This window comes from Acidaminobacterium chupaoyuni (assembly GCF_047936785.1).
Classification (GTDB): domain Bacteria; phylum Bacillota; class Clostridia; order Oscillospirales; family Butyricicoccaceae; genus Acidaminobacterium; species Acidaminobacterium chupaoyuni.
In genome coordinates, this window is the sequence record NZ_CP176394.1 from 424,811 (window position 1) to 444,276 (window position 19,466).

The 19,466-nt window shown below is 55.5% G+C and carries 20 protein-coding genes and 1 other annotated feature; of the genes, 16 read left to right on the forward strand and 4 right to left on the reverse strand.

The window, feature by feature from the left end:
* Positions 1 to 55: 55 nt before the first annotated feature.
* From gyrA to ACJA3I_RS02120, 7 genes are all read left to right on the forward strand, one after another.
* A complete protein-coding gene (gene gyrA, locus ACJA3I_RS02090) occupies positions 56 to 2,566 on the forward strand; it encodes a DNA gyrase subunit A (protein WP_458863112.1) in 2,511 nt (836 codons plus the stop codon).
* Positions 2,563 to 3,015 carry a ribonuclease HI gene (gene rnhA / locus ACJA3I_RS02095; protein WP_458863113.1) on the forward strand — a complete coding sequence of 151 codons (453 nt, stop codon included), beginning with the start codon at positions 2,563 to 2,565 and terminating at the stop codon, positions 3,013 to 3,015. Before gyrA ends, rnhA begins: the two co-directional genes overlap by 4 nt.
* A 184-nt stretch (positions 3,016 to 3,199) precedes the next feature.
* The gene (nifS, locus tag ACJA3I_RS02100; RefSeq protein ID WP_458863114.1) at positions 3,200 to 4,357 is read left to right on the forward strand and encodes a cysteine desulfurase NifS; all 1,158 of its coding nucleotides are present in this window, start codon (positions 3,200 to 3,202) and stop codon (positions 4,355 to 4,357) included.
* 35 nt (positions 4,358 to 4,392) lie between these two features.
* Positions 4,393 to 4,818: a Fe-S cluster assembly scaffold protein NifU gene (gene nifU / locus ACJA3I_RS02105; RefSeq protein WP_458863115.1), complete on the forward strand. Its 426-nt coding sequence runs from the start codon at positions 4,393 to 4,395 to the stop codon at positions 4,816 to 4,818.
* A 132-nt stretch (positions 4,819 to 4,950) separates the two neighbouring features.
* Positions 4,951 to 5,838 (forward strand): copper amine oxidase N-terminal domain-containing protein, encoded by an 888-nt coding sequence (locus ACJA3I_RS02110; protein WP_458863116.1) that lies wholly within the window; start codon positions 4,951 to 4,953, stop codon positions 5,836 to 5,838.
* 25 nt (positions 5,839 to 5,863) lie between these two features.
* Complete coding sequence (locus ACJA3I_RS02115; RefSeq protein ID WP_458863117.1) at positions 5,864 to 6,130, forward strand: hypothetical protein; 267 nt, start codon at positions 5,864 to 5,866, stop codon at positions 6,128 to 6,130.
* Between the two features lie 138 nt (positions 6,131 to 6,268).
* Entirely contained in the window at positions 6,269 to 6,808 is a 540-nt protein-coding gene (locus ACJA3I_RS02120; RefSeq protein ID WP_458863118.1) for a DUF1697 domain-containing protein, read from the forward strand.
* Positions 6,809 to 6,833: 25 nt separating this feature from the next.
* Here ACJA3I_RS02120 and ACJA3I_RS02125 read toward each other — a convergent pair whose 3' ends face one another.
* The 3 genes from ACJA3I_RS02125 to ACJA3I_RS02135 form a co-directional block, all read right to left on the reverse strand.
* Positions 6,834 to 8,129, reverse strand: a complete 1,296-nt coding sequence (locus tag ACJA3I_RS02125) for a TrpB-like pyridoxal phosphate-dependent enzyme (protein WP_458863119.1) — start codon at positions 8,127 to 8,129, stop codon at positions 6,834 to 6,836.
* A gap of 119 nt (positions 8,130 to 8,248) precedes the next feature.
* Positions 8,249 to 8,508, reverse strand: a binding site (T-box leader).
* 55 nt (positions 8,509 to 8,563) lie between these two features.
* The gene (mscL, locus tag ACJA3I_RS02130; RefSeq protein ID WP_458863120.1) at positions 8,564 to 8,971 is read right to left on the reverse strand and encodes a large-conductance mechanosensitive channel protein MscL; all 408 of its coding nucleotides are present in this window, start codon (positions 8,969 to 8,971) and stop codon (positions 8,564 to 8,566) included.
* Positions 8,972 to 9,017: 46 nt separating this feature from the next.
* A complete protein-coding gene (locus ACJA3I_RS02135; RefSeq protein ID WP_458863121.1) occupies positions 9,018 to 9,692 on the reverse strand; it encodes a SanA/YdcF family protein in 675 nt (224 codons plus the stop codon).
* Positions 9,693 to 10,169: 477 nt separating this feature from the next.
* Here ACJA3I_RS02135 and ACJA3I_RS02140 point away from each other — a divergent pair, with 477 nt between their 5' ends.
* Both ACJA3I_RS02140 and ACJA3I_RS02145 read left to right on the forward strand, forming a co-directional pair.
* The gene (locus ACJA3I_RS02140; protein ID WP_458863122.1) at positions 10,170 to 11,339 is read left to right on the forward strand and encodes a double-cubane-cluster-containing anaerobic reductase; all 1,170 of its coding nucleotides are present in this window, start codon (positions 10,170 to 10,172) and stop codon (positions 11,337 to 11,339) included.
* Positions 11,340 to 11,342: 3 nt separating this feature from the next.
* Positions 11,343 to 12,095 (forward strand): acyl-CoA dehydratase activase, encoded by a 753-nt coding sequence (locus tag ACJA3I_RS02145; protein WP_458863123.1) that lies wholly within the window; start codon positions 11,343 to 11,345, stop codon positions 12,093 to 12,095.
* Positions 12,096 to 12,164: 69 nt separating this feature from the next.
* Here ACJA3I_RS02145 and ACJA3I_RS02150 read toward each other — a convergent pair whose 3' ends face one another.
* A complete protein-coding gene (locus ACJA3I_RS02150) occupies positions 12,165 to 12,665 on the reverse strand; it encodes a DUF5673 domain-containing protein (RefSeq protein ID WP_458863124.1) in 501 nt (166 codons plus the stop codon).
* A gap of 509 nt (positions 12,666 to 13,174) precedes the next feature.
* Here ACJA3I_RS02150 and ACJA3I_RS02155 point away from each other — a divergent pair.
* The 7 genes from ACJA3I_RS02155 to ACJA3I_RS02185 all read left to right on the forward strand — a co-directional run bounded on the left by ACJA3I_RS02155 (position 13,175) and on the right by ACJA3I_RS02185 (position 19,285).
* Positions 13,175 to 13,549, forward strand: a complete 375-nt coding sequence (locus tag ACJA3I_RS02155; RefSeq protein ID WP_458863125.1) for a VOC family protein — start codon at positions 13,175 to 13,177, stop codon at positions 13,547 to 13,549.
* Positions 13,550 to 13,552: 3 nt separating this feature from the next.
* Positions 13,553 to 14,317: an alpha/beta fold hydrolase gene (locus ACJA3I_RS02160; protein WP_458863126.1), complete on the forward strand. Its 765-nt coding sequence runs from the start codon at positions 13,553 to 13,555 to the stop codon at positions 14,315 to 14,317.
* 26 nt (positions 14,318 to 14,343) lie between these two features.
* Positions 14,344 to 15,231, forward strand: a complete 888-nt coding sequence (locus ACJA3I_RS02165) for a VIT1/CCC1 transporter family protein (protein WP_458863127.1) — start codon at positions 14,344 to 14,346, stop codon at positions 15,229 to 15,231.
* 66 nt (positions 15,232 to 15,297) lie between these two features.
* Positions 15,298 to 16,860 carry a UDP-N-acetylmuramoyl-tripeptide--D-alanyl-D-alanine ligase gene (locus tag ACJA3I_RS02170; RefSeq protein WP_458863128.1) on the forward strand — a complete coding sequence of 521 codons (1,563 nt, stop codon included), beginning with the start codon at positions 15,298 to 15,300 and terminating at the stop codon, positions 16,858 to 16,860.
* Positions 16,861 to 16,933: 73 nt separating this feature from the next.
* The gene (locus ACJA3I_RS02175) at positions 16,934 to 18,151 is read left to right on the forward strand and encodes a D-alanine--D-alanine ligase family protein (protein ID WP_458863129.1); all 1,218 of its coding nucleotides are present in this window, start codon (positions 16,934 to 16,936) and stop codon (positions 18,149 to 18,151) included.
* Position 18,152: 1 nt separating this feature from the next.
* Complete coding sequence (locus ACJA3I_RS02180) at positions 18,153 to 18,872, forward strand: GNAT family N-acetyltransferase (RefSeq protein WP_458863130.1); 720 nt, start codon at positions 18,153 to 18,155, stop codon at positions 18,870 to 18,872.
* A 20-nt stretch (positions 18,873 to 18,892) separates the two neighbouring features.
* Positions 18,893 to 19,285 (forward strand): winged helix-turn-helix transcriptional regulator, encoded by a 393-nt coding sequence (locus ACJA3I_RS02185; protein WP_458863131.1) that lies wholly within the window; start codon positions 18,893 to 18,895, stop codon positions 19,283 to 19,285.
* Positions 19,286 to 19,466: the final 181 nt, after the last annotated feature.

The following is a 19,466-nucleotide window of genomic DNA, read 5'->3' on the forward strand; positions in this document are numbered from 1 at the left end:
AGTATTGGAAATTTGCGAAAACGAAACCGTCTTCGGGCGGCAGGGAGATAGTTCAATGGATGATTTAAGATTCGAAAACCAAAAGATCATCGATGTGGATCTGGAAAAGGAAATGAAAAAATCCTACATCGATTATGCCATGAGCGTGATCGTGGGCAGAGCGCTGCCCGATGTGCGCGACGGGCTGAAGCCTGTTCACCGGCGCATTCTTTACGCCATGTATGAAGACAACCTGACCTCTGACAGGCCTTACCGCAAATCGGCCACCACCGTGGGCAATGTGCTGGGCCGTTACCATCCCCACGGCGACGCGGCGGTCTATGATTCGCTGGTGCGCATGGCGCAGGATTTTTCGCTGCGCTATCCGCTGATCGACGGCCACGGCAACTTCGGTTCCGTGGATGGCGACCCCCCGGCCGCCTACCGTTACACCGAAGCGAGAATGGCCAAGCTTTCCAACTATATGCTCAGCGATATCGAAAAAGATACCGTGAAATTCGTGCCCAACTTCGACGACAAGATGAAGGAGCCGTTTGTGCTGCCTTCCCGTTTCCCGAACCTTCTGGTCAACGGTTCTTCGGGCATCGCCGTGGGCATGGCCACCAACATCCCGCCCCACAACCTGGGCGAGGTCTGCGACGCCATCTGTTATCTCATCGATAACCCCGAAGGCACGCTGGAGGATATCTGCCGCTTTATCAAGGGGCCGGATTTCCCCACCGGCGGCATCATCATGGGGCGCAGCGGCATCCGCGCGGCCTATGCCACGGGCCGCGGAAAGATCATGGTGCGGGCCAAAGCCGAGATCGAAGAATATAAAGACGGGCGCTACCGCATCGTCGTCACCGAGCTGCCCTATATGGTCAACAAGGCGCGCCTTGTGGAAAGCATCGCCGATCTGCATAAAGACAAGCGCGTGGAAGGCATTTCCGATCTGCGCGATGAATCCGACCGCGACGGTATGCGCGTGGTGGTGGAACTTAAGCGTGACGCCAACGCTCAGGTGGTGCTCAACCAGCTGTTCCAGTTCACCCAGATGCAGGAAACCTTCTCGGTGATCAACCTGGCGCTGGTGAATAACCAAAGCCAGCCCAAGATCCTCACCCTGCGCGAAATGCTGGATGAATATATCCATTTCCAATATGATGTGGTGGAGCGCCGCGTGCGCCACGATCTGCGCAAAGCGCAGGAACGCGCCCATATTTTAGAGGGCCTGAAGATCGCCTGCGAAAACATCGATGAAGTCATCCACATCATCCGCACCAGCTATGACGACGCCAAAGAGCGCCTGATGGAACGCTTCGGCCTTTCCGAAGTGCAGGCACAGGCCATTCTGGATATGCGCCTTGGCCGTTTGCAGGGGCTGGAAGTGGAAAAGATCGAAAACGAATTGGCCGCGCTCATGGCCAAGATCGCAGAATATGAAGCCATTTTGGCCGATCCCCATAAAATCTACGGCATCGTCAAGACGGAACTCACCGAGATCCGCAATAAATTTGCCGATGAACGCCGCACCGAGATTTCGATGGTGGAAAACGAACTGGATATCGAAGACCTGATCGAAGAGGAAGAATGCGCCTATACGCTGACGAAAATGGGCTATATCAAGCGCCTGCCCGTTTCGGCCTATCGGGCCCAGCGCCGCGGCGGCAGAGGCGTCACGGCCATGGCCACCCGCGAAGAAGATTATGTGGAAACGGTGTTCACCGCCACCACCCATGACCATGTGCTGTTCTTCACCAATCTGGGCAAAGTGCACCGCCTGAAGGGGTATATGATCCCCGAAGCGGGCCGCACCGCCAAGGGCATGAACATCGTGAACCTTTTGCAGCTGGAAAGCGAAGAAAAAGTCACGGCCATGATCCCCATTAAAGAATTCGCGGCGGATACCTATGTGTTCTTCGCCACGAGAAACGGCACAGTCAAGCGCATGGAGCTCAAAGAGCTGCAAACCGCGCGCAAAGCGGGCATCCGCGTGCTTTCGATCAATGAAGACGATGAACTGGTGGGCGTGCGCATCACCAGCGGGCAGGATAAGCTTATCATCGCCACCCGCCAGGGCAAGGCGCTGCGCTTCGATGAAAAAGAAGTGCGCACCATGGGCCGCAGCGCGGCGGGCGTGCGCGGCATCCGCCTGGGCGATGAAGATTATGTGGTGGGCATCGCCTGCGATGCAGACGGCGATTATCTGCTCACCGTTACCGAAAACGGTTATGGCAAGCTGACGGAATTCGGCGAATTCACCGAGCATCACCGCGGCGGCAGCGGCATGACCGCCCATAACCTCACCGAAAAAACAGGGCTTCTGGCGGGCATCAAGAGCGTGACGGCCGAAGACGACATTTTGCTCATCACCAACCAGGGCGTCATCATCCGCACCGGCGTTGAAACCATCCGCGTCTGCGGCAGAGTTTCGCAGGGCGTCATCCTCATGCGTTTGGATGAAGGGGTTCAGCTGATCTCGCTGGCCCGCGCCGCCAAAGAAGAAGAAGAAGAGGGCGCCGCCGAAGAAGCGGGAGAGTCTTCTGAAGAAACGGGCGAAACCGGCGAAAGCGAGCAGGAATGAGCCTGAAAGAGATCACACTTTATACCGATGGCGCCTGCAGCGGCAACCCCGGCGCAGGCGGCTGGGGCGCGGTTTTGATCTATAACGGCGCGCAGAAAGAACTTTCCGGTTATGAAGCGCAGACCACCAACAACCGCATGGAGCTCACCGCCGCCATCCGCGGGCTGGAAGCGCTGAAAGAACCATGCCGCGTGAAGCTTTATACCGATTCCCAATATCTCGTCAACGCTTTTCAAAAGGGCTGGCTGGAAAACTGGAAGCGCAAAAACTATCGCAAGGCCGATGGCAAACCCGTTTTGAACCCCGAACTCTGGCAGCGGCTGGATGAATTATTTTCCCTTCATCAGGTTACACTTTATTGGGTGAAGGGCCATGCCGACAACCCCTATAACAACCGCTGCGATGAGCTGGCGGTGGGCGAATATCAAAAACACCGGAACAGCCGCTGAAACGGCATCAAACCATGCGCCGAAGGGAAGTTTTCTTTCGGCGCATAAATCTGCGGGAAATGAAAAATAACTGTTGCAATCTTTACTAAAACAGTGTATATTTAATTCGGAAGAAATTTTCCTTTGCGCAACAGCGTAAAAAATCATAAAACAGTGAATTTTCTATGGAAAGGAAGTTCTATTCATGTTTGTTTATGCAGATAATGCGGCAACGACGAAAATCGATCCCGCAGTATTGAAAGCGATGATGCCCTGGCTGGAAGAAGGCTATGGCAACGCATCCACGCTTTATAAAAAAGGCCGCGAGGCCAAAATGGCCATGGAAGAGGCCAGAAAGCAGGTGGCGAAGGTCATCAACGCCGATCCTGCCGAGATCACTTTCACCGGCAGCGGCAGCGAAGCCGACAACATGGCCCTCAAGGGCGTGATGCAGGGCCCCGCCGCCAAAGGCAGAAAACACCTCATCACCACCAAGATCGAGCACCATGCCGTGCTTTACACCGCCCAGTCGCTGGAAAAACAGGGTTTTTCCGTCACTTATCTGGATGTGGATTCCGCCGGCAGAGTTGACCCCGCCGCGGTGGAAGCCGCCATCACCCCCGACACCGCGCTGGTTTCGGTGATGGCCGCCAACAACGAGATCGGCACCATCGAACCCATTGCAGAGATCGGCGCCATCTGCAAAAAACACGGCGTTCTGTTCCATACCGATGCGGTGCAGGGCTTCTGCCATATGCCCATCGATGTGAAAGCCATGAATATCGATCTGCTTTCGCTTTCCGCCCATAAGATCAACGGGCCAAAGGGCACCGGCGCGCTTTATAAGCGCAAGGGCATTTTCCTGAAACCCGTGGTGGATGGCGGCGGCCAGGAAAACGGCCTGCGCAGCGGCACAGAAAACATCGCCGGCATCGTTGGCCTGGGCGCAGCGGCCCAGCTGGCTTCAGAAAGCATGGAAGAAGAGAACCTGCGCCTGCGCAAGCTTCAGAAAAAGCTGATCGCGGGGCTGCTGGCCATTCCTCAGGTGATTCTGACGGGCGACCCCGAAAACCGCCTGCCCGGCACCACCAGCGTGTGCATCAGCGCCATCGAAGGCGAAAGCCTGGTGTTATATCTGGATATGAACGGCATCTGCTCTTCCACCGGCTCGGCCTGCTCCACCGGTTCGCTGGATCCTTCCCATGTGCTGATGGCCATCGGCCTCAAGCATGAGGTGGCCCATGGTTCGCTGCGGCTTTCGCTGGGGCGTTTCACCACAGAAGAACAAGTGGATTATATTCTTGAAACCGTTCCGAAGGTTGTCAATACACTGCGCGCCATGTCGCCCGTGTGGCATGGTTAATCGCGAAAAAGCGAAAGAAAAAGGAGATAAAAACAATGCTGTATTCCGATAAAGTAATGGATCATCTGGCCAACCCCCGCAATGTGGGCGTTTTGGAAGATGCCAACGCCGTTGGCGAGGTGGGGAACCTGAAATGCGGCGATATCATGAAAATTTATATGAAGATCGACGAAAATGAGATCATTCAGGATGTGAAGTTCCAAACCTTCGGCTGCGGCGCCGCGGTGGCCACTTCTTCGATGGCGACCGAAATGGTGAAGGGCAAAAGCGTGAAAGAAGCGCTGGAACTGACCAACGCCGCCGTTGCGGAAGCGCTGGATGGGCTGCCCCCAGTGAAAATGCACTGTTCGGTTTTGGCGGAAGAAGCCATCAAAGCCGCGCTGGCGAGCTATTATAAAAGCCAGGGCAAAGACCCTGTTCAGTTCGTGGGCTGCACAGGCGATTGCAAGAATTGCCACTAAACCGCAAAACAGCAAGGGCAGGGGAGCTTTTCCTCTGCCCTTTTTTGAAAGATCCGACCTTTGCAAAAACCCCTTGCAAAACGGCGCAGAGCCTTTAAAATAAGAAACAGAAAAGAAAAGGGGGCGGCGGCCATGAAAAAAAGTATTCTCGGCCTGTGCTTGATGCTGATTCTGGCGGCGGTGACGCCGTTTGCCCGCGGGGCGGCGCCCATCGGCGTCACGGCGGAAGGAACGCCCGTGGTGTTCACGGATGCGCAGCCCTTTATCGATGAAAACGGGCGCACGCTTGTGCCGCTGCGCGCCATCGGCGAAGCGCTGGGGCTTGAGGTCAGCTGGGATGACGCGGCCCGCCGCGCCGTGTTTTCAAAAGCCTGCGAAAGCGCCGACACTTCGTTTTTCACCTGGCAGGAAAACGGCAGGCTTTGCTATCGAAAAGAGCTGAAGCTTTCGTTTTATCCCAAAAAGGCCGAAGCTTCTTTCGCCGCGCAGGATGTTTATTGGAACCTCGATCATGGCCGCTATGAAACCGCGGCGGCCGAGGGAACCATCCCCATGGATACGGCGGCGGTGATCGTGGAAGGCAGAACCTATGCCCCCGTCCGCTATCTGGCCGAAGCCTTCGGCATCGATGTGATCTGGGAAAACGACACCCGCACGGTGAAGCTTTTGAAAGGCCGCCCCGCGCAGTATCGCTATTACTATAAGGCCATCGAGGGCAGGCCCCATTTCGTTTTTGTGAAGGAGGATAACATCGCCCGCATGGAAGTGGCCGGGCTGACCGTTTCGGATGATTATGAAGAAAACGGCGAGATCCTCACCAAAACCCCCGCCTTTTCCTGGCAGGCCATGAGCCCCGAGCAGCTTTCTCAAACGGCGCTGCCCGCCATGCCCCTTTGCGGCGTGGGCTGTGATCTGGCCATGGAACCGGGGCACACCTATTATTTCACCTTCACGCTGAAGATCATCAAAGAAAACGGCGCGGATCGCCGCGAGACCACCGTTTTCCAATATCGAAGCTGAACGATTTTTGAAGGAGGCTCACCCGATGGAACAGAAACAAGGTTATTGCTTTTTGACGGAAAAAGAAATGATGTGGGCGGAAGCTTTGATGGAAGCGCTGAAAAACAGCGGCATCCCTTCGGTTTATCAAACCGTTTTGGGCGCCGGCGTGGCGCTTGAAGTGGGCAGAAGCCTTGAGCGCTATCAGATCTTCGTGCCCTGTGAAAAGCTTGAGGAAGCGCGAGAGATCGACGGCGCTTTGTTCGGCGGCGAAGAAGAGGGCGGCAGCTCAGAAGAAGAAAACGCCCTTTAAAAACACCATAGGGCCGAAAAACGGAAATTGCTGCGGATGACAGATCATCCGCAGCAATTTTTTTCTTCCTGTGATATACTGAGAGCAGGAAATCGCCCCCAAAAACCCGAAACGGAAAAACAGAGGTGAAACAGTTTGATGAAAAGATATTTTGCATTTTTAAGAGGGATCAATGTCGGCGGCAAAAACAAAATTGCCATGGCCGAATTAAAAGCAAAGGCGGATCATCTTGGTTTTGAAGAGGTCAAAACCTATCTGAACAGCGGCAATCTCGCCTTTTTGAGCAGCGGGGATGACGAAGAACACATGACCCGCCGGCTTGAACGCATGATCGAAGAAAGCTTTGGCCTTGAGATCCCTGTTTTCGTGATCGCCGCAGAAGAACTGGAGGAGATTCTGCGCCACGCGCCGGATTGGTGGGGAAAGGAGGATCGGGAGATCTATGATAATCTTATTTTCATCATGAAACCGGCCACCTTCCAAGAGGTTTTCCATGAGATCGGCGCGCCGAAGGAGGGGCTGGAACAGATCGGGAATTATCAGGACGCCATCTTCTGGTCGTTCAGCCGGAAAGATTATCAAAAGACGAACTGGTGGCCCAAAACAGCCGGCGCGGCGATCGGCAGAAAACTGACCATCAGAACGGCGGGAACCGTGAGAAAGATTTGCGCTTTATAAGGGCGGGGAAGATCCGCCCTTTTTTTTATAGGCCGTAGGCGGCAAGATCGCAATAGCCTGTGCCGGTCAGATTAAACAATATAACGCTTGATTCGCCTGAAATTCGGCATTTCATAGCCTGACGGATGGCGGCGGCGATGGCATGGGAAGATTCGGGGGCGGGCAAAATGCCTTCGGCGCGGGCAAAAAGGCGGCCGCTTTCAAACACCTCCTGCGAGGAAACGGCGCAGGCCTCATCCAAAAACCCCTGGGCATAAAGCTTGCTCAGCAGCGGCGACATGCCGTGATAGCGCAGGCCGCCGGCATGGATCTTCGGGGGCATGAAATCGCAGCCCAGCGTATACATTTTGGCCATGGGGGTCAGTTTTGCGGCGTCGCAGAAATCATAGCGATATTCGCCGCGGGTCAGCGAGGGGCAGGCCTCGGGTTCCACCGCCAGAAAGCGGGGGGCGGGGCGGTTTTCAAACCGATCGGGCAGATAGCCCGCCAAAAGGCCGCCCAGGTTGGAACCGCCGCCGGCGCAGCCGATGACAAGATCGGGCCGTTCGCCCAGCTGATCCATGGCGGTGCGGGCTTCCAGCCCCAGAATCGATTGATGCAGCAAGACCTGATCGAGCACACTGCCCAGCGCATAGCGAATCCCGCTTTGGCTGCGCACGGTTTCGATGGCTTCGCTGATGGCTGTGCCAAGGCTGCCGCCGCATTGGGGGTCGGCCCCCAGCATGGCGCGCCCCGTTTCGGTGGCGCTGCCGGGGCTTTCAAAAACTTTGCCGCCGAAAAGCTTCATCAGCTGCGGGCGCATGGGTTTTTGGGCGGCGCTGGTTTTCACCATGAAAACAGAAAGCTCAAGGCCGAAATGGGCGCAGGCCATGGAAAGCGCTGTGCCCCACTGGCCGGCTCCCGTTTCTGTGGCAAGCCCGCGCAGGCCCTGTTTTTTGGCATAATAGGCCTGAGCCACGGCGGAATTGAGCTTGTGGCTGCCGCTGGTGTTGCCGCCTTCGAATTTATAATAAATGCGGGCGGGGGTATCCAGCGCTTTTTCAAGGCCATAAGCGCGGCAAAGGGGCGAAGGGCGATAGCTTCTGTAAGCATCGAACACCTCTTCGGGGATGGGGATATGGGTCTGGGTGGTGTTCAGTTCCTGATCGGCGCAGCCTTCGCTGAACACGGCGCAAAGCTCTTCCCGCGTGATGGGGCTGCCTGTGGCGGGGTTCAAAAGCGGTTCGGGGCCGCCGGGCATCAGCGCCCGAAGGTTCAGCCAATGGCGGGGCAGCTGTGATTCGGGCAAAACAACGCGATAGGGGATTTTTTCTGTGCTCATGATTTTTTCTCCTTTTCAAAAATCGAAAATTTTTGGGCGGGAGAGCCTGTTTCACGGCGGCCATTCACCGAAAAACAGCGGGATGGGGCATAAAAAAAGCCCCTGCCCCTGCAAAATTTTACAGGGACAGGAGCAAACGATTCGTTTTCCTGCGGTACCACCCGGTTTGGCTGCAAAAGCAGCCCGCTCTTCCACATACTAACATATGTGCTTGCCTGATAACGGGTCAAGCCCCCGTCAGCCACTACTAAGCGCCAAGGCGCGGTTCGGTCTGCCCTCGTCAGTCCATTCGGCGCGGCCGTGCCTGCTGCCTTTTCACCAAGCGGCAGCTCTCTGGAGGTTCGGTTTAGCGCTTACTCTTCTGATTCTTCGGTTTTTTGTTATGAAATTGTGTTTCATCTTACGCCCCTCGGGCGGTTTTGTCAAGGGGAAAATTATCTTTTCTTCAGTTCATCGCGGATCTCGGCCAACAGCTCGATTTCGGTGGGGCCGGCGGGGGGAGCGGGCGTTTCTTCTTTTTTGCGGTTAAAAAATTTCACCGCCATGAAGACGCAGAGGGCGATAATGAGAAAATCCACCACATTTTGCAGGAAGCTGCCGTAAAGGATGGCGGCTTCGGGCTTGACCACCTGGCCGTTTTCCACCACGGCTTTGCTGAGCACCCATTTCAGCGAATCAAACTGCACGCCTGCCGTGAGGAAGCCGAAAAACGGCATGACCACATCGTTGACCAGCGAAGAAACGATTTTGCCGAACGCGCCGCCGATGATTACGCCGACGGCCATATCCACCACATTGCCCTTAAACGCGAATTTTTTGAATTCCTGAAGCCATTTTTTCATTTCAAGTTCTCCTTTGTTATGTTGTTTCATGTGAAACCCTTGTTTTTTATTGATCTTCATCCCATGTCACTTTTCCGCTGCCGGAAAGATCGATGGTTTCGCCCAGATATTTGGGGGAGGGATGCAGCACATCCACCCATAAAAACGCTTTTACCCGCGCCAGCGATTCGCGGCAGATATGGAACGCGGGGTTGGGCAGAACGCTGTTTGTTGTGCCCACGCCATAGGTTTCGATGCCCATGCGGCGGCCCAGAAACACCGCCCGCGGCACATGATAATTCTGGCTGACGGCGATGAGTTTTTTTGCGCCGAAAACGGCTTTTGCGCGGAAAAGGCTGTCATAGGTTTCGAACCCCGCGTGGTCTAAAAACAGGTCGTCGCCCGGCACGCCTTTTTCTAAAAGATAGCGCCGCATGGCGTTGACTTCGTCATATTGCGGCGTGCCATGGTCGCCGCTGAGGATCAGCTTGGGGGCTTTGCCGGCGAAATAAAGGGCGGCGGCCTCATCAAGCCTGTCGCGCAGGGCGGGCGAAGGGCTGCCGTTTTGATAGACCCGCGCGCCCAAAACGAGAATGGCATCGGCCCGGGGCGCTTTTTCACGGGAAACGAGATAGGGCCGCGCCGCGGAAAGCACGCGCCACTGGATAAGCCCAAAAACCGCCGCGCCGCAAAGCAGCAGAGCGGCAAGCCAAAAGAAGAGTTTTTTATATTTTTTCGGCACAAAAAGCCCCCTTTCAGAACAGATCGCAGGGTCGGCTATGCCGATTCTGCTTGATTTATTTTTATCATATCACAGAAAAAATAGAATAAAAAGAGCAAAAAGCGTGACTTTTTAAAAGAAAAAGCCTTTTGCCCCGAAAAAAGGCGAAAACGCCGCGGGCATAAACGGCGTTTTTGCGAATATGCTGCAAAGAGGCGTCTTGGGCGCAGAAAAAAACCGCGGCTGCCTTTGGGGCGAATCTTTGAAAAGAATGCCTTTCTTTTGCAGATATTTCAATTTATTTTGACAAAAAGCGCGGTTTGGCGGGCGCCCGCCCGGCAGGTTTGTGTGTTTTGCAGAGGAATTTCAAATTCCCTATAAATGACGCGCGGTTTATCAACAGAAACGATTTGATTTGATTTTAGGCCTGTTTTACAATAGAAATGTTCGGATATTTCCCCAATGGGATCAACGATAGATGTGAAACGGAGAAACGATATGGAACTGGTCAAAACACTTCCCGCAATTTTTGAAGAATTTGGCGAACAGCGCAAAAATTCCTTCATTCAGGCGATGCAGCTGAAAGAAAAGGGCATCCCGCTGGTGGGTGTTTTCTGCACTTATCTGCCCCAGGAACTGCCCATGGCCATGGGCGCGGCCGTGGTGGGCCTTTGCTCGATGAGCGGCGAAACCATCCCCGAAGCGGAACAGGATCTGCCCCGCAACCTTTGCCCGCTGGTCAAATCCAGCTATGGGTTTGCGAAAACCGATAAATGCCCTTATTTTCATTTTTCCGATCTGATCGTGGGCGAAACCACCTGCGACGGCAAGAAAAAGATGTATGAGATGCTGGGCGAATTCAAGCCCGTTTATGTGATGGAGCTGCCCAATTCCCAAAGCCCCGACGCGCTGGAGCTTTGGAAAAAGGAAGTCATCAAATTCAAAGAAAAACTGGAAAGCCATTTCGGCGTGACCATCACCGAAGAGCAGGTGCGCGAAGCGGTGAGGGTGAAAAACGAAGAACGCGCCGCGCTGAAAGAGTTTTATGAGCTGATGAAGCTCAAACCCGCGCCGATGCTGGGCGCCGATATGTATAAAGTGTTATATGGCGCCACCTTCAAATTCGATAAGCGCCAGATCCCCGCCGAAGTGCGCGCCGTGGCCGAAAAAGTGCGCGCGGCTTATGATGACGGCACGCCTGATTGCCCCAAACAGAAACTGGCGGGCCGGCCCCGCATTCTGGTAACGGGCAGCCCCATCGGCGGCGCCAGCGAAAAGGTCATCAAGTGTCTGGAAGACAACGGCGCTCAGGTGGTGGTTTTTGAAAACTGCGGCGGCGCGAAAGCGGTGGAGGAACAGGTGGATGAAAACGCGGCGGATATTTATGAAGCGCTGGCGCGCCGCTATCTGAACATCGGCTGTTCCTGCATGACGCCCAACCCCAACCGTTTTGCGCTTCTTGACCGGTTGATGGATGATTATCAGGTGGATGCCGTGGTGGAAGTGGTGCTGCAAGCCTGCCACACCTATAATGTGGAAAGCTTCGGCGTGAAACGCTTTATCACCGAGAAAAAGGGTAAGCCCTATATCGCTTTGGAAACCGATTATTCCACTTCGGATGTGGGCCAGATCAACACCCGCCTGGCCGCATTCCTGGAGATGCTTTAAGCCATGCTCAGCCTTGGAATCGACTGTGGCTCCACCACCACGAAGGGCGCGCTTTACGATGGCGAAAAGGTGGTCAAAACCATCATTACCCCCACGGCGGCCCGCCCCAAAGAGCGCATGGAATTTGTTTATGAACAGCTGTTTTCGCCCGAGGTGGGCTATGTGGTCACCACCGGTTACGGCCGCGAGCTGCTGCCCCAAAGCGACAAAAAGATCACCGAGATCACCTGCCACGCCCGCGGCGCGGCGCTGCTTTGCCCGGGCATCGATTGCGTGGTGGATATCGGCGGGCAGGACAGCAAGGCCATTTTGCTTGATCGCAGCTGCAATGTGGCCGATTTTGTGATGAACGACAAATGCGCCGCGGGAACAGGGCGGTTCATCGAGATGATGAGCCGCATTCTCGATTGCCCGCTGGATCTGATCGATGAATTTGTGGTGGGCAAAAGCCCCATCGAGATCACCAGCATGTGCACGGTGTTTGCCGAAAGCGAGATCATCAGCCTGCTTGCCGAAGGGGATGACCGCGGCGATATCGCCCTGGGCGTCATCCGCGCCATCTGCCGCAGAACTTCTTTTTTCGCCCAGAAGCTGCGCCCCGCCCGAAAAGTGTTTTTCAGCGGCGGGCTGGCCCGGTTCGAGGTTTTCCGCGGCACCATGCAGGAACTGATCGGCCTGCCTGTTGCCACCCATCCCCAAAGCCAGTTCGCGGGCGCCATCGGCGCGGCTGCCATCGGCTGGCAAAAATTGCGCTGAAACAAAAAAACATCCCTTGCCCATGGGCAGGGGATGTTTTTTCTTCATAAGCTGAAAACAAGGGCCGCGTCAGTTGCTGTTTTTGCTGTCGCGCTGGCGCTTGAGTTCTTTATATTGGGCAAAAGAAAGAACTTTGCCCGCCACCAGAAAGGCTTCGGCCTTGGCGCGCTGGTCTTCGGGGAAGATCAGGTTGCGCTCGGTGGTGGAAAGATGGGCGCGCAGGCGCACTTTGCCTTCGCTGTAAGGCTCAAAATCGTAATAGTATAATTTTTCCCACGGGGTGGGGAAAATGCCCGAAAGCACGCCTTTTTTCGAAAGGCCGCAGGGCGTTGCCCAGATCATCACCACGGCAAACAGGATCAGTGCGCAGAAAACCAGACGGAAACGGGTGAAGTTGCCCTGCCAGGTCTGCCAGATGAACAGCGCCGAAATCAGGATCACCGCCAGAAGACGCGAAGGAACAACGCCCCGCACCTCGATCTCTTTGCGGTTGGCAAAAAAGCGGAAAATCAGCCACAGATCAAAAATGCCCATGCCGAAAACAAGAAGGGTGTCAATATCAAACTGCATAGTGAAAACTCCTTTCAGAATTTAAAATAACAAGAGGATGCGGGGAGGCGGGGATGCGGGGATGCGGCCTCCGGCGGCAAGCCTTTCAAAAGGCTTGAGCGAAAGTTTTGGGCAAAAGCGTTTGCTTTTGCCGAGAGGCGGCGAAAAACAGGCCCGGCGGTAAACCGGCGCGCCCGCGGGAGGAAAAGCTCCCGCGGCGCTGGCCGGGGGGAATTCCACACAGGCTGTGGATTGTTTTTTATGTTTCAAAGGGTTTTCGCGGGCATTCCATTGGGGGAAGACCCACGGGGGGAAGAGCCTACGGGGGAAGACCTTGCGGGGGGCATTCCATCGGGGCGGATAGCATCCGGTCGTTCGCAATATGCTGATATTTTAGCATATGGCGGAATAGAATGCAAAACAAATGCAGGATTTCCCGGCTTGCGCATTGAACCGGGCGCGATGAAATGATATAATGCTAAAAGTGAAAATGGGTAACAATCGCCTTTTCTTGAAAGGAGAATACAACAATGAAAGCAAGATTCGTTCATTTTAACTTCAATGTTCTCGATTTGGAAAAATCTCTGGCGTTTTATGACCGCGCGCTGGGGCTGAAACCCTTGCGCCGCAAAGAGGCCGAAGACGGTTCCTTCATCATCACCTATCTGGGGGATAACGGCGGTTCCGATTTCGAGCTGGAGCTGACATGGCTGCGCGATCGCACCGAGCGTTATAACCTGGGGGATGAAGAATTCCATCTGGCTTTGCGGGTGGATGATTTTGAAGCGGCCCACGCCCTGCATGAAGAAATGGGCTGCATCTGTTTTGAAAACCCCAAAATGGGGATCTATTTTATCAAAGACCCCGATGGCTATTGGGTTGAAATTCTGCCCACAAGGAGATAGGCGATGACCATAGAGATTTTCGGCCTGCCGGTGGATTATATCGATTGCGGCAGCGGCAAAGAAACGGTTTTGCTGCTGCATGGCTGGGGCGCGCCGCTGGAAGCCTATGGGCGGCTGATCGAAAAGCTCAGCGCCCGCTATCGCGTGGTGGCGCCGCAGATGCCGGGAACGGGCAAAACCCCCGATCCGCCCGAGCCGATGACTTTGGAAGATTACGAGCGGTTCGTGGCGGCTTTCTGCCGGGCGCTGGGCCTTGAAAAAGTGATCCTCATGGGCCACAGCAACGGCGGCCGCATCATTTTGCGCCTGCTTTCGCGCCCGCGGCCGGCGGTGGAATGCGAGAAGGCCGTGCTGATCGACAGCGCCGGCGTCGTGCCGAAACGCCCGATTTCTTATTACTATAAGGTGTATACTTATAAATTGCTGAAGAAGCTGGCGCGTTTTGCCCTGACAAAGCCGCTGTTCGGCGCGCTTTATGAAAAACGGCGCAGCAGCAGCGGAAGCGAAGATTATAAAAACGCTTCCGAAGTGATGCGAAAAACGCTGGTCAATCTGGTGAACACCGATCTGAAAGAGCAGATGCCGCTGGTGCGCCAGAATACCCTGCTGATCTGGGGCGAAAACGACACGGCCACCCCGCTTTCCGACGGGCAGACCATGGAAAAACTGATGCCCAACGCGGGGCTTGCGGTGATCAAAAACGCGGGACATTTCGCCTTTTTAGAAAACTGGCCGCAGTTTTCGGCGGTTTTGGATGCGTTTTTATAAATGAAACAGGTTTAGGGGATGAGTTTTTGGAAAGCGTAAGAAAGTTTTCCGCCGAAACCATGGCGTTTTTGCGGAAGAGCCAGGAAAATGAACTGACCGAAAGCCTGATCTATGAAAAGATCGCGCAGTGTCAGAAGGATGCCGGGAACCAAGAGGTTTTGCGGCGCATCGCCGCCGAAGAACGCCGCCACGAAGAGATCTGGCGCGGCTACACCGGCCAGACGGCAAAGCCCAACATGAGAAAAGTGCGCTGGTATAGCTTTTTATGCCGCGTGCTGGGCTTCACCTTCGCGCTGAAAAAAATGGAATCGGGCGAAAATTCGGCCACCCATAAATATGCCGCGGTGATGAAAGAGATCCCCGCCGCCGAAAAGATCGCGGCCGAAGAAGACGCCCATGAAAAGCAGCTTCTTGAATTATTGGATGAAGAGCGCCTGCAATATGTGGGCAGCATGGTGCTGGGCCTCAACGACGCGCTGGTGGAACTGACGGGCACCATCGCGGGCATGACCTTTGCGCTGATGAACACGCGTCTGGTGGCGCTTTCGGGCATCATCACGGGCGTTTCGGCAACGCTTTCCATGGCGGCTTCGAACTTTTTGGCCGAGCGGGCGGCGGGCAACGAAAACGCCCTGAAATCAAGCCTTTATACGGGCGTTGCCTATCTGATCACCGTGGCGCTGATGGTGCTGCCGTTTCTGCTGTTCCCCGCGGGGCTTTATGTGGGGGCGCTGGCCACCATGCTGGTGGGGGTGCTGCTCATCATTTTAGGGTTCAATTATTATATTTCGGTGGCGAAATCCACGCCGTTTTTGCCAAGGTTCGCCGAAATGGCCATCATCAGCCTTTCGGTGGCGGCCATCTCGTTCGTGATCGGGCTGCTGGTCAAGCGCTTTTTGGGCATCGATCTTTAAAAAAGCCCGCGGCGCGGCAAAACAACTATCACTTTGCGCTTTGGCGCATCACAAGGGCGGTATAGAATGGATATTTTAACAAAACTGTTGGTCACGGTGACAGGCGCCGGCGCAGTAGCTCTGGGCGCGCTGTATTTTGTGCATATGCTTCAGCTTTCTTCTTATCAGTTCGGCTCTTACAGCCATTTTTTGAAGAAGAATGTTCTGGCCGCGTTTTCGCTCAGCCGCGCGGCCGCGGTGTTTATGGTGGCGCCTTATTGGATGCAGGTCTGCCGCCCCGCGCCGTTTTATGCGGGCATTTTCGTGATCTATTTGCTGATGAACCCGCTGCAAAAGGCCAAAAAGCCGCTGGTGATCACGGCGCGCGTCAAGCGCCTGTTTTTCACGCTGGCCGTGCTTTATGCCGTTCCGCTGGTGTTTTGGTGGGTCAGCCCCCGCTATGAATTCTGCATGCCGCTGATGGGGCTGATGCTTTATCTGATGCCGCTTGCGGTGATGCTGGCCAATCTCATCAACCGCCCCGCCGAAAAGGCCGTTTCACACTGGTATGTGAACGACGCGCGCAAAAAACTGGAAGCGATGCCCCAGCTGATCGTGGTGGGCATCACGGGCAGCTTTGGCAAAACCAGCACGAAATATTTTCTCAACGCCCTGCTTTCGACGAAATATCATGTTCTCATGACCCCGGGCAACTATAACACCACCTTGGGCGTGGTGCGCACCGTGCGCGAAATGCTGCTGCCCACCCATCAGCTGTTCCTTTGCGAGATGGGCGCCCGCCATGAGGGCGATATCCGCGAGATCTGCCGGCTGGTGAAGCCGCGCTATGGCGTGCTGACGGCCATCGGCGAACAGCATCTCGAAAGCTTCGGTTCGGTTGAAACCATCTGCCGCACCAAATTCGAATTGATCGACGCGCTGCCCCGGGAAGGCATGGCCTTTCTCAACGGCGACAACCCCATCATCGCGGGCCATCCGGTGGAAAAGCCCACGGTGTTTTATGGCCTTGAAGAAGGCCGCGATTACCGCGCCCACGATATCCGCGTGACGGCGGCGGGCACAGAGTTTTCGGTTTTGATGCCCGATGGCGCCGAGGTGCCTTTCCGCACCCGCCTTCTGGGGGCCCATAATGTGCAAAACATCACGGGCGCCATTGCCGTGGCCCACAAGCTGGGCGTAACGGCAGAGCAGATGCAGGCGGCCGTAAGGCAGCTGGAAGCCGTGCCCCACCGGATGCAGCTTATCCGCGGCGGCAGCTATGCCGTCATCGACGACGCCTATAACAGCAACCCCGCCGGCGCCAAGGCCGCGCTGGAAACGCTGCAGCTTTGCGGCGGCACCAAAATTCTGGTGACCCCCGGCATGGTGGAACTGGGCGAGCGCGAAGAAGAGCTCAACCGCGCCTTCGGCGCACAGGCTGCCGAAGCCTGTGATTATGTGGCGCTGGTGGGCCCCCGCCAAACGGAACCCATCCGCCGCGGGCTTTTAGAGGCCGGTTTTGCCGAAGAAAAGCTTTTGGTGGCCGATACCCTGCAGCAGGCCATGGAATGGGCCCGCCAATGCGGCGATGTTTCTCAGCCGAAATTTATCCTGCTGGAAAACGATTTGCCGGATAATTATTTAAAATAACCATACAAACTGGATTAAAATATAATAAAATTACAATGCGTATTCGAATATACGCCGAGAATGGAGTAAGGTTATGAAAATCAGAGTTGGCGTTTTCTTTGGCGGAAAAAGCGTGGAGCATGAGGTTTCGGTCATTTCCGCCATGCAGGCCATTGCCGCGCTGGATGAGGAAAAATATGAGGCCATCCCCATCTATATCACGAAGAAAAACGAATTTTATACCGGCGAGCATCTGGGGCATATCGAAAGCTATCAGAATATTCCCGAAGCGCTGAAAAAGGCCACGCGCATCATGCTGGTGGCAAACGGCGCGGCGGCTCAGATGATCTGCTATCCGCCCAAAAAACTGGGCAGCAGCCTTGTGGGCGAGCTGGATGTGATTTTGCCCGTGACCCACGGCACCAATGTGGAAGACGGCGCCCTGCAGGGCTTTTTCGAATATCTGGATATCCCCTATGCGGGCTGCGATGTCTGCGCTTCGGCGGTGGGCATGGATAAATGGGTGATGAAATCGGTTTATCGCGCCGCGGGCCTGCCCGTGGTGAACGGTGTGCTGACGGATAAGCGCAGCTGGTTTGAAAACACCGAAAAACAGGCCGAAAAGATCGAAGCCGTCTGCGGCGGATATCCCATCATCATCAAGCCCGTGAATCTGGGCAGCAGCGTGGGCATCGGCAAGGCGAGCGACCGCGCCCAGCTGGAAGAAAAAATCGAAACGGCGCTGGAATATGCGCCCCGCGTATTATGCGAGACCTGTGTGGAAAACCTGCGCGAGATCAACTGTTCTGTGCTGGGCGATCTGCAGGAAGCCCAGACCTCCGTTTGCGAAGAGCCGCTCAACGCCACGGATTTTCTCACCTTTCAGGATAAATATGAAGGCGGCGGCAAAAGCGCCAAATCCGGCGGCAGCGGCGGCAGCAAGGGCATGACCAGCCTCAGCCGCAAAGTGCCCGCCGATCTGGAACCCGAAACCGAAAAAGAGATCCGCCGTTTGGCGCTGGAAGCTTTCCGCGCCATCGACGCCTGCGGCGTGGCCCGCGTGGATATGATGATGAACGGCAAAACCGGCGAGATCTTCGTCAACGAGATCAACACCATCCCCGGTTCGCTGGCGTTTTATCTGTGGCAGGCCAGCGGCGTTTCGTTCAACGAGCTGCTGGATAAGATGATCTGGCTGGCCATCAAGCGCAAGCGCGAAAAGGATGGGCTGACCGTGGCTTTCCAAACCAATATTTTGGCCAATAACGCCTTGGGCGGAACCAAAGGCGGAACAAAAGGAGCAAAAGCATAGCATGATAGAAGAAGGGTTGCGTCAAACGCTGCGGCAGAGATTGATGGAAGACGCGCCGCGGCATGGGGATATGATCGATCTGTTGGATCGCGGCATTGCCGAGATCGTGAAAGCGGATGAAACGGGCATTTGCATGAAAAGCACACAGACAAAGCTTTTCGCCCTGACCACCCAAAACGAAGCCTTTGCCGCCGATTGCCTCAGGCAGTTCGGCGGGGAAGGCACTCTGGTTTGTCACCAGCTGTTTTATGCCGAAGAAGCGGAAAAGCTTTTCAAAGCCCCGCCGTTCCGGCTGGAATTTTTGCAGGGGGTCTATCTGGGCGGCGTTGCGCCCCTGCCGCCCTGTGAAGCCGAACTGCGGCTGATGGATGAAAGCCATCTGCCGTTTATGGCCGAGCATTATCACGCGGGCATCGAAAAGGAATATCTGGCCGAACGGCTGAGAAACGGCCATGTTCTGGGCGCTTTTGTGGATGGCCGCCCCGCGGGCTTCATCGGCATCCATGACGAAGGCGCCGTGGGCATGCTTGAGATCGCCCCCGAATATCGGCGGCGGGGCATCGCCCGCGCGCTGGAAACCGAGATCATCAACCGCCAGGTGCGCCGCGGCCTGATCCCTTATATGCAGATCCGCACCGACAATCAGGCTTCGCTGGCGCTGCAGCGCCTGCTGGGGGTCACTTTGGCCGCCACGCCCACCGCATGGCTGTTTGGGGAATAAGCCCCTTTGAAGGAGGAGAAATGCCGAAAATCCTGCTCAACTGTGAAATAGAATTTACCATGCATCTCATCGGCGGCAAATATAAGGCGCTGATTTTAGATCTTCTGCTGGAAGACGGCCCGCGCTGGTTCAACCAGCTGCTGGGCGAGATCCACCATATTTCGCAGAAGACCCTCACAAACCAGCTGCGCGAGCTGGAAAGCGACGGTTTGATCGCCCGCAGAGTCTTCCCCCAGAAACCGCCCCGCGTGGAATATTCCATCACCGAAAAAGGGCGGTCGCTGGAACCGATCTTGCAGCTGATGTGCAGCTGGGGCTATCAGCATCTGGATGACCGCTTTGCCCTCATCAACCCCCAATGCGGCGAAACGGCGCAAGCGGCGCTATCCGCCCCCGAGGGGCAAAACACCTGATAAAACAGAAGAAAAACAAACAGCGGGCGCAGTTTGCGCCCGCTGTTATCTGTTTGAAGATCTGCCGCTGATGAAAAAACCCGAGAAGGGGCAGCGGCCGGGGAGGAAACAACAGGGGAAATTCAAATTACGGGTGGATGCGGCTTGAGGCTGCATGGCGGGGAAGCCGCTGTGTTTGCCG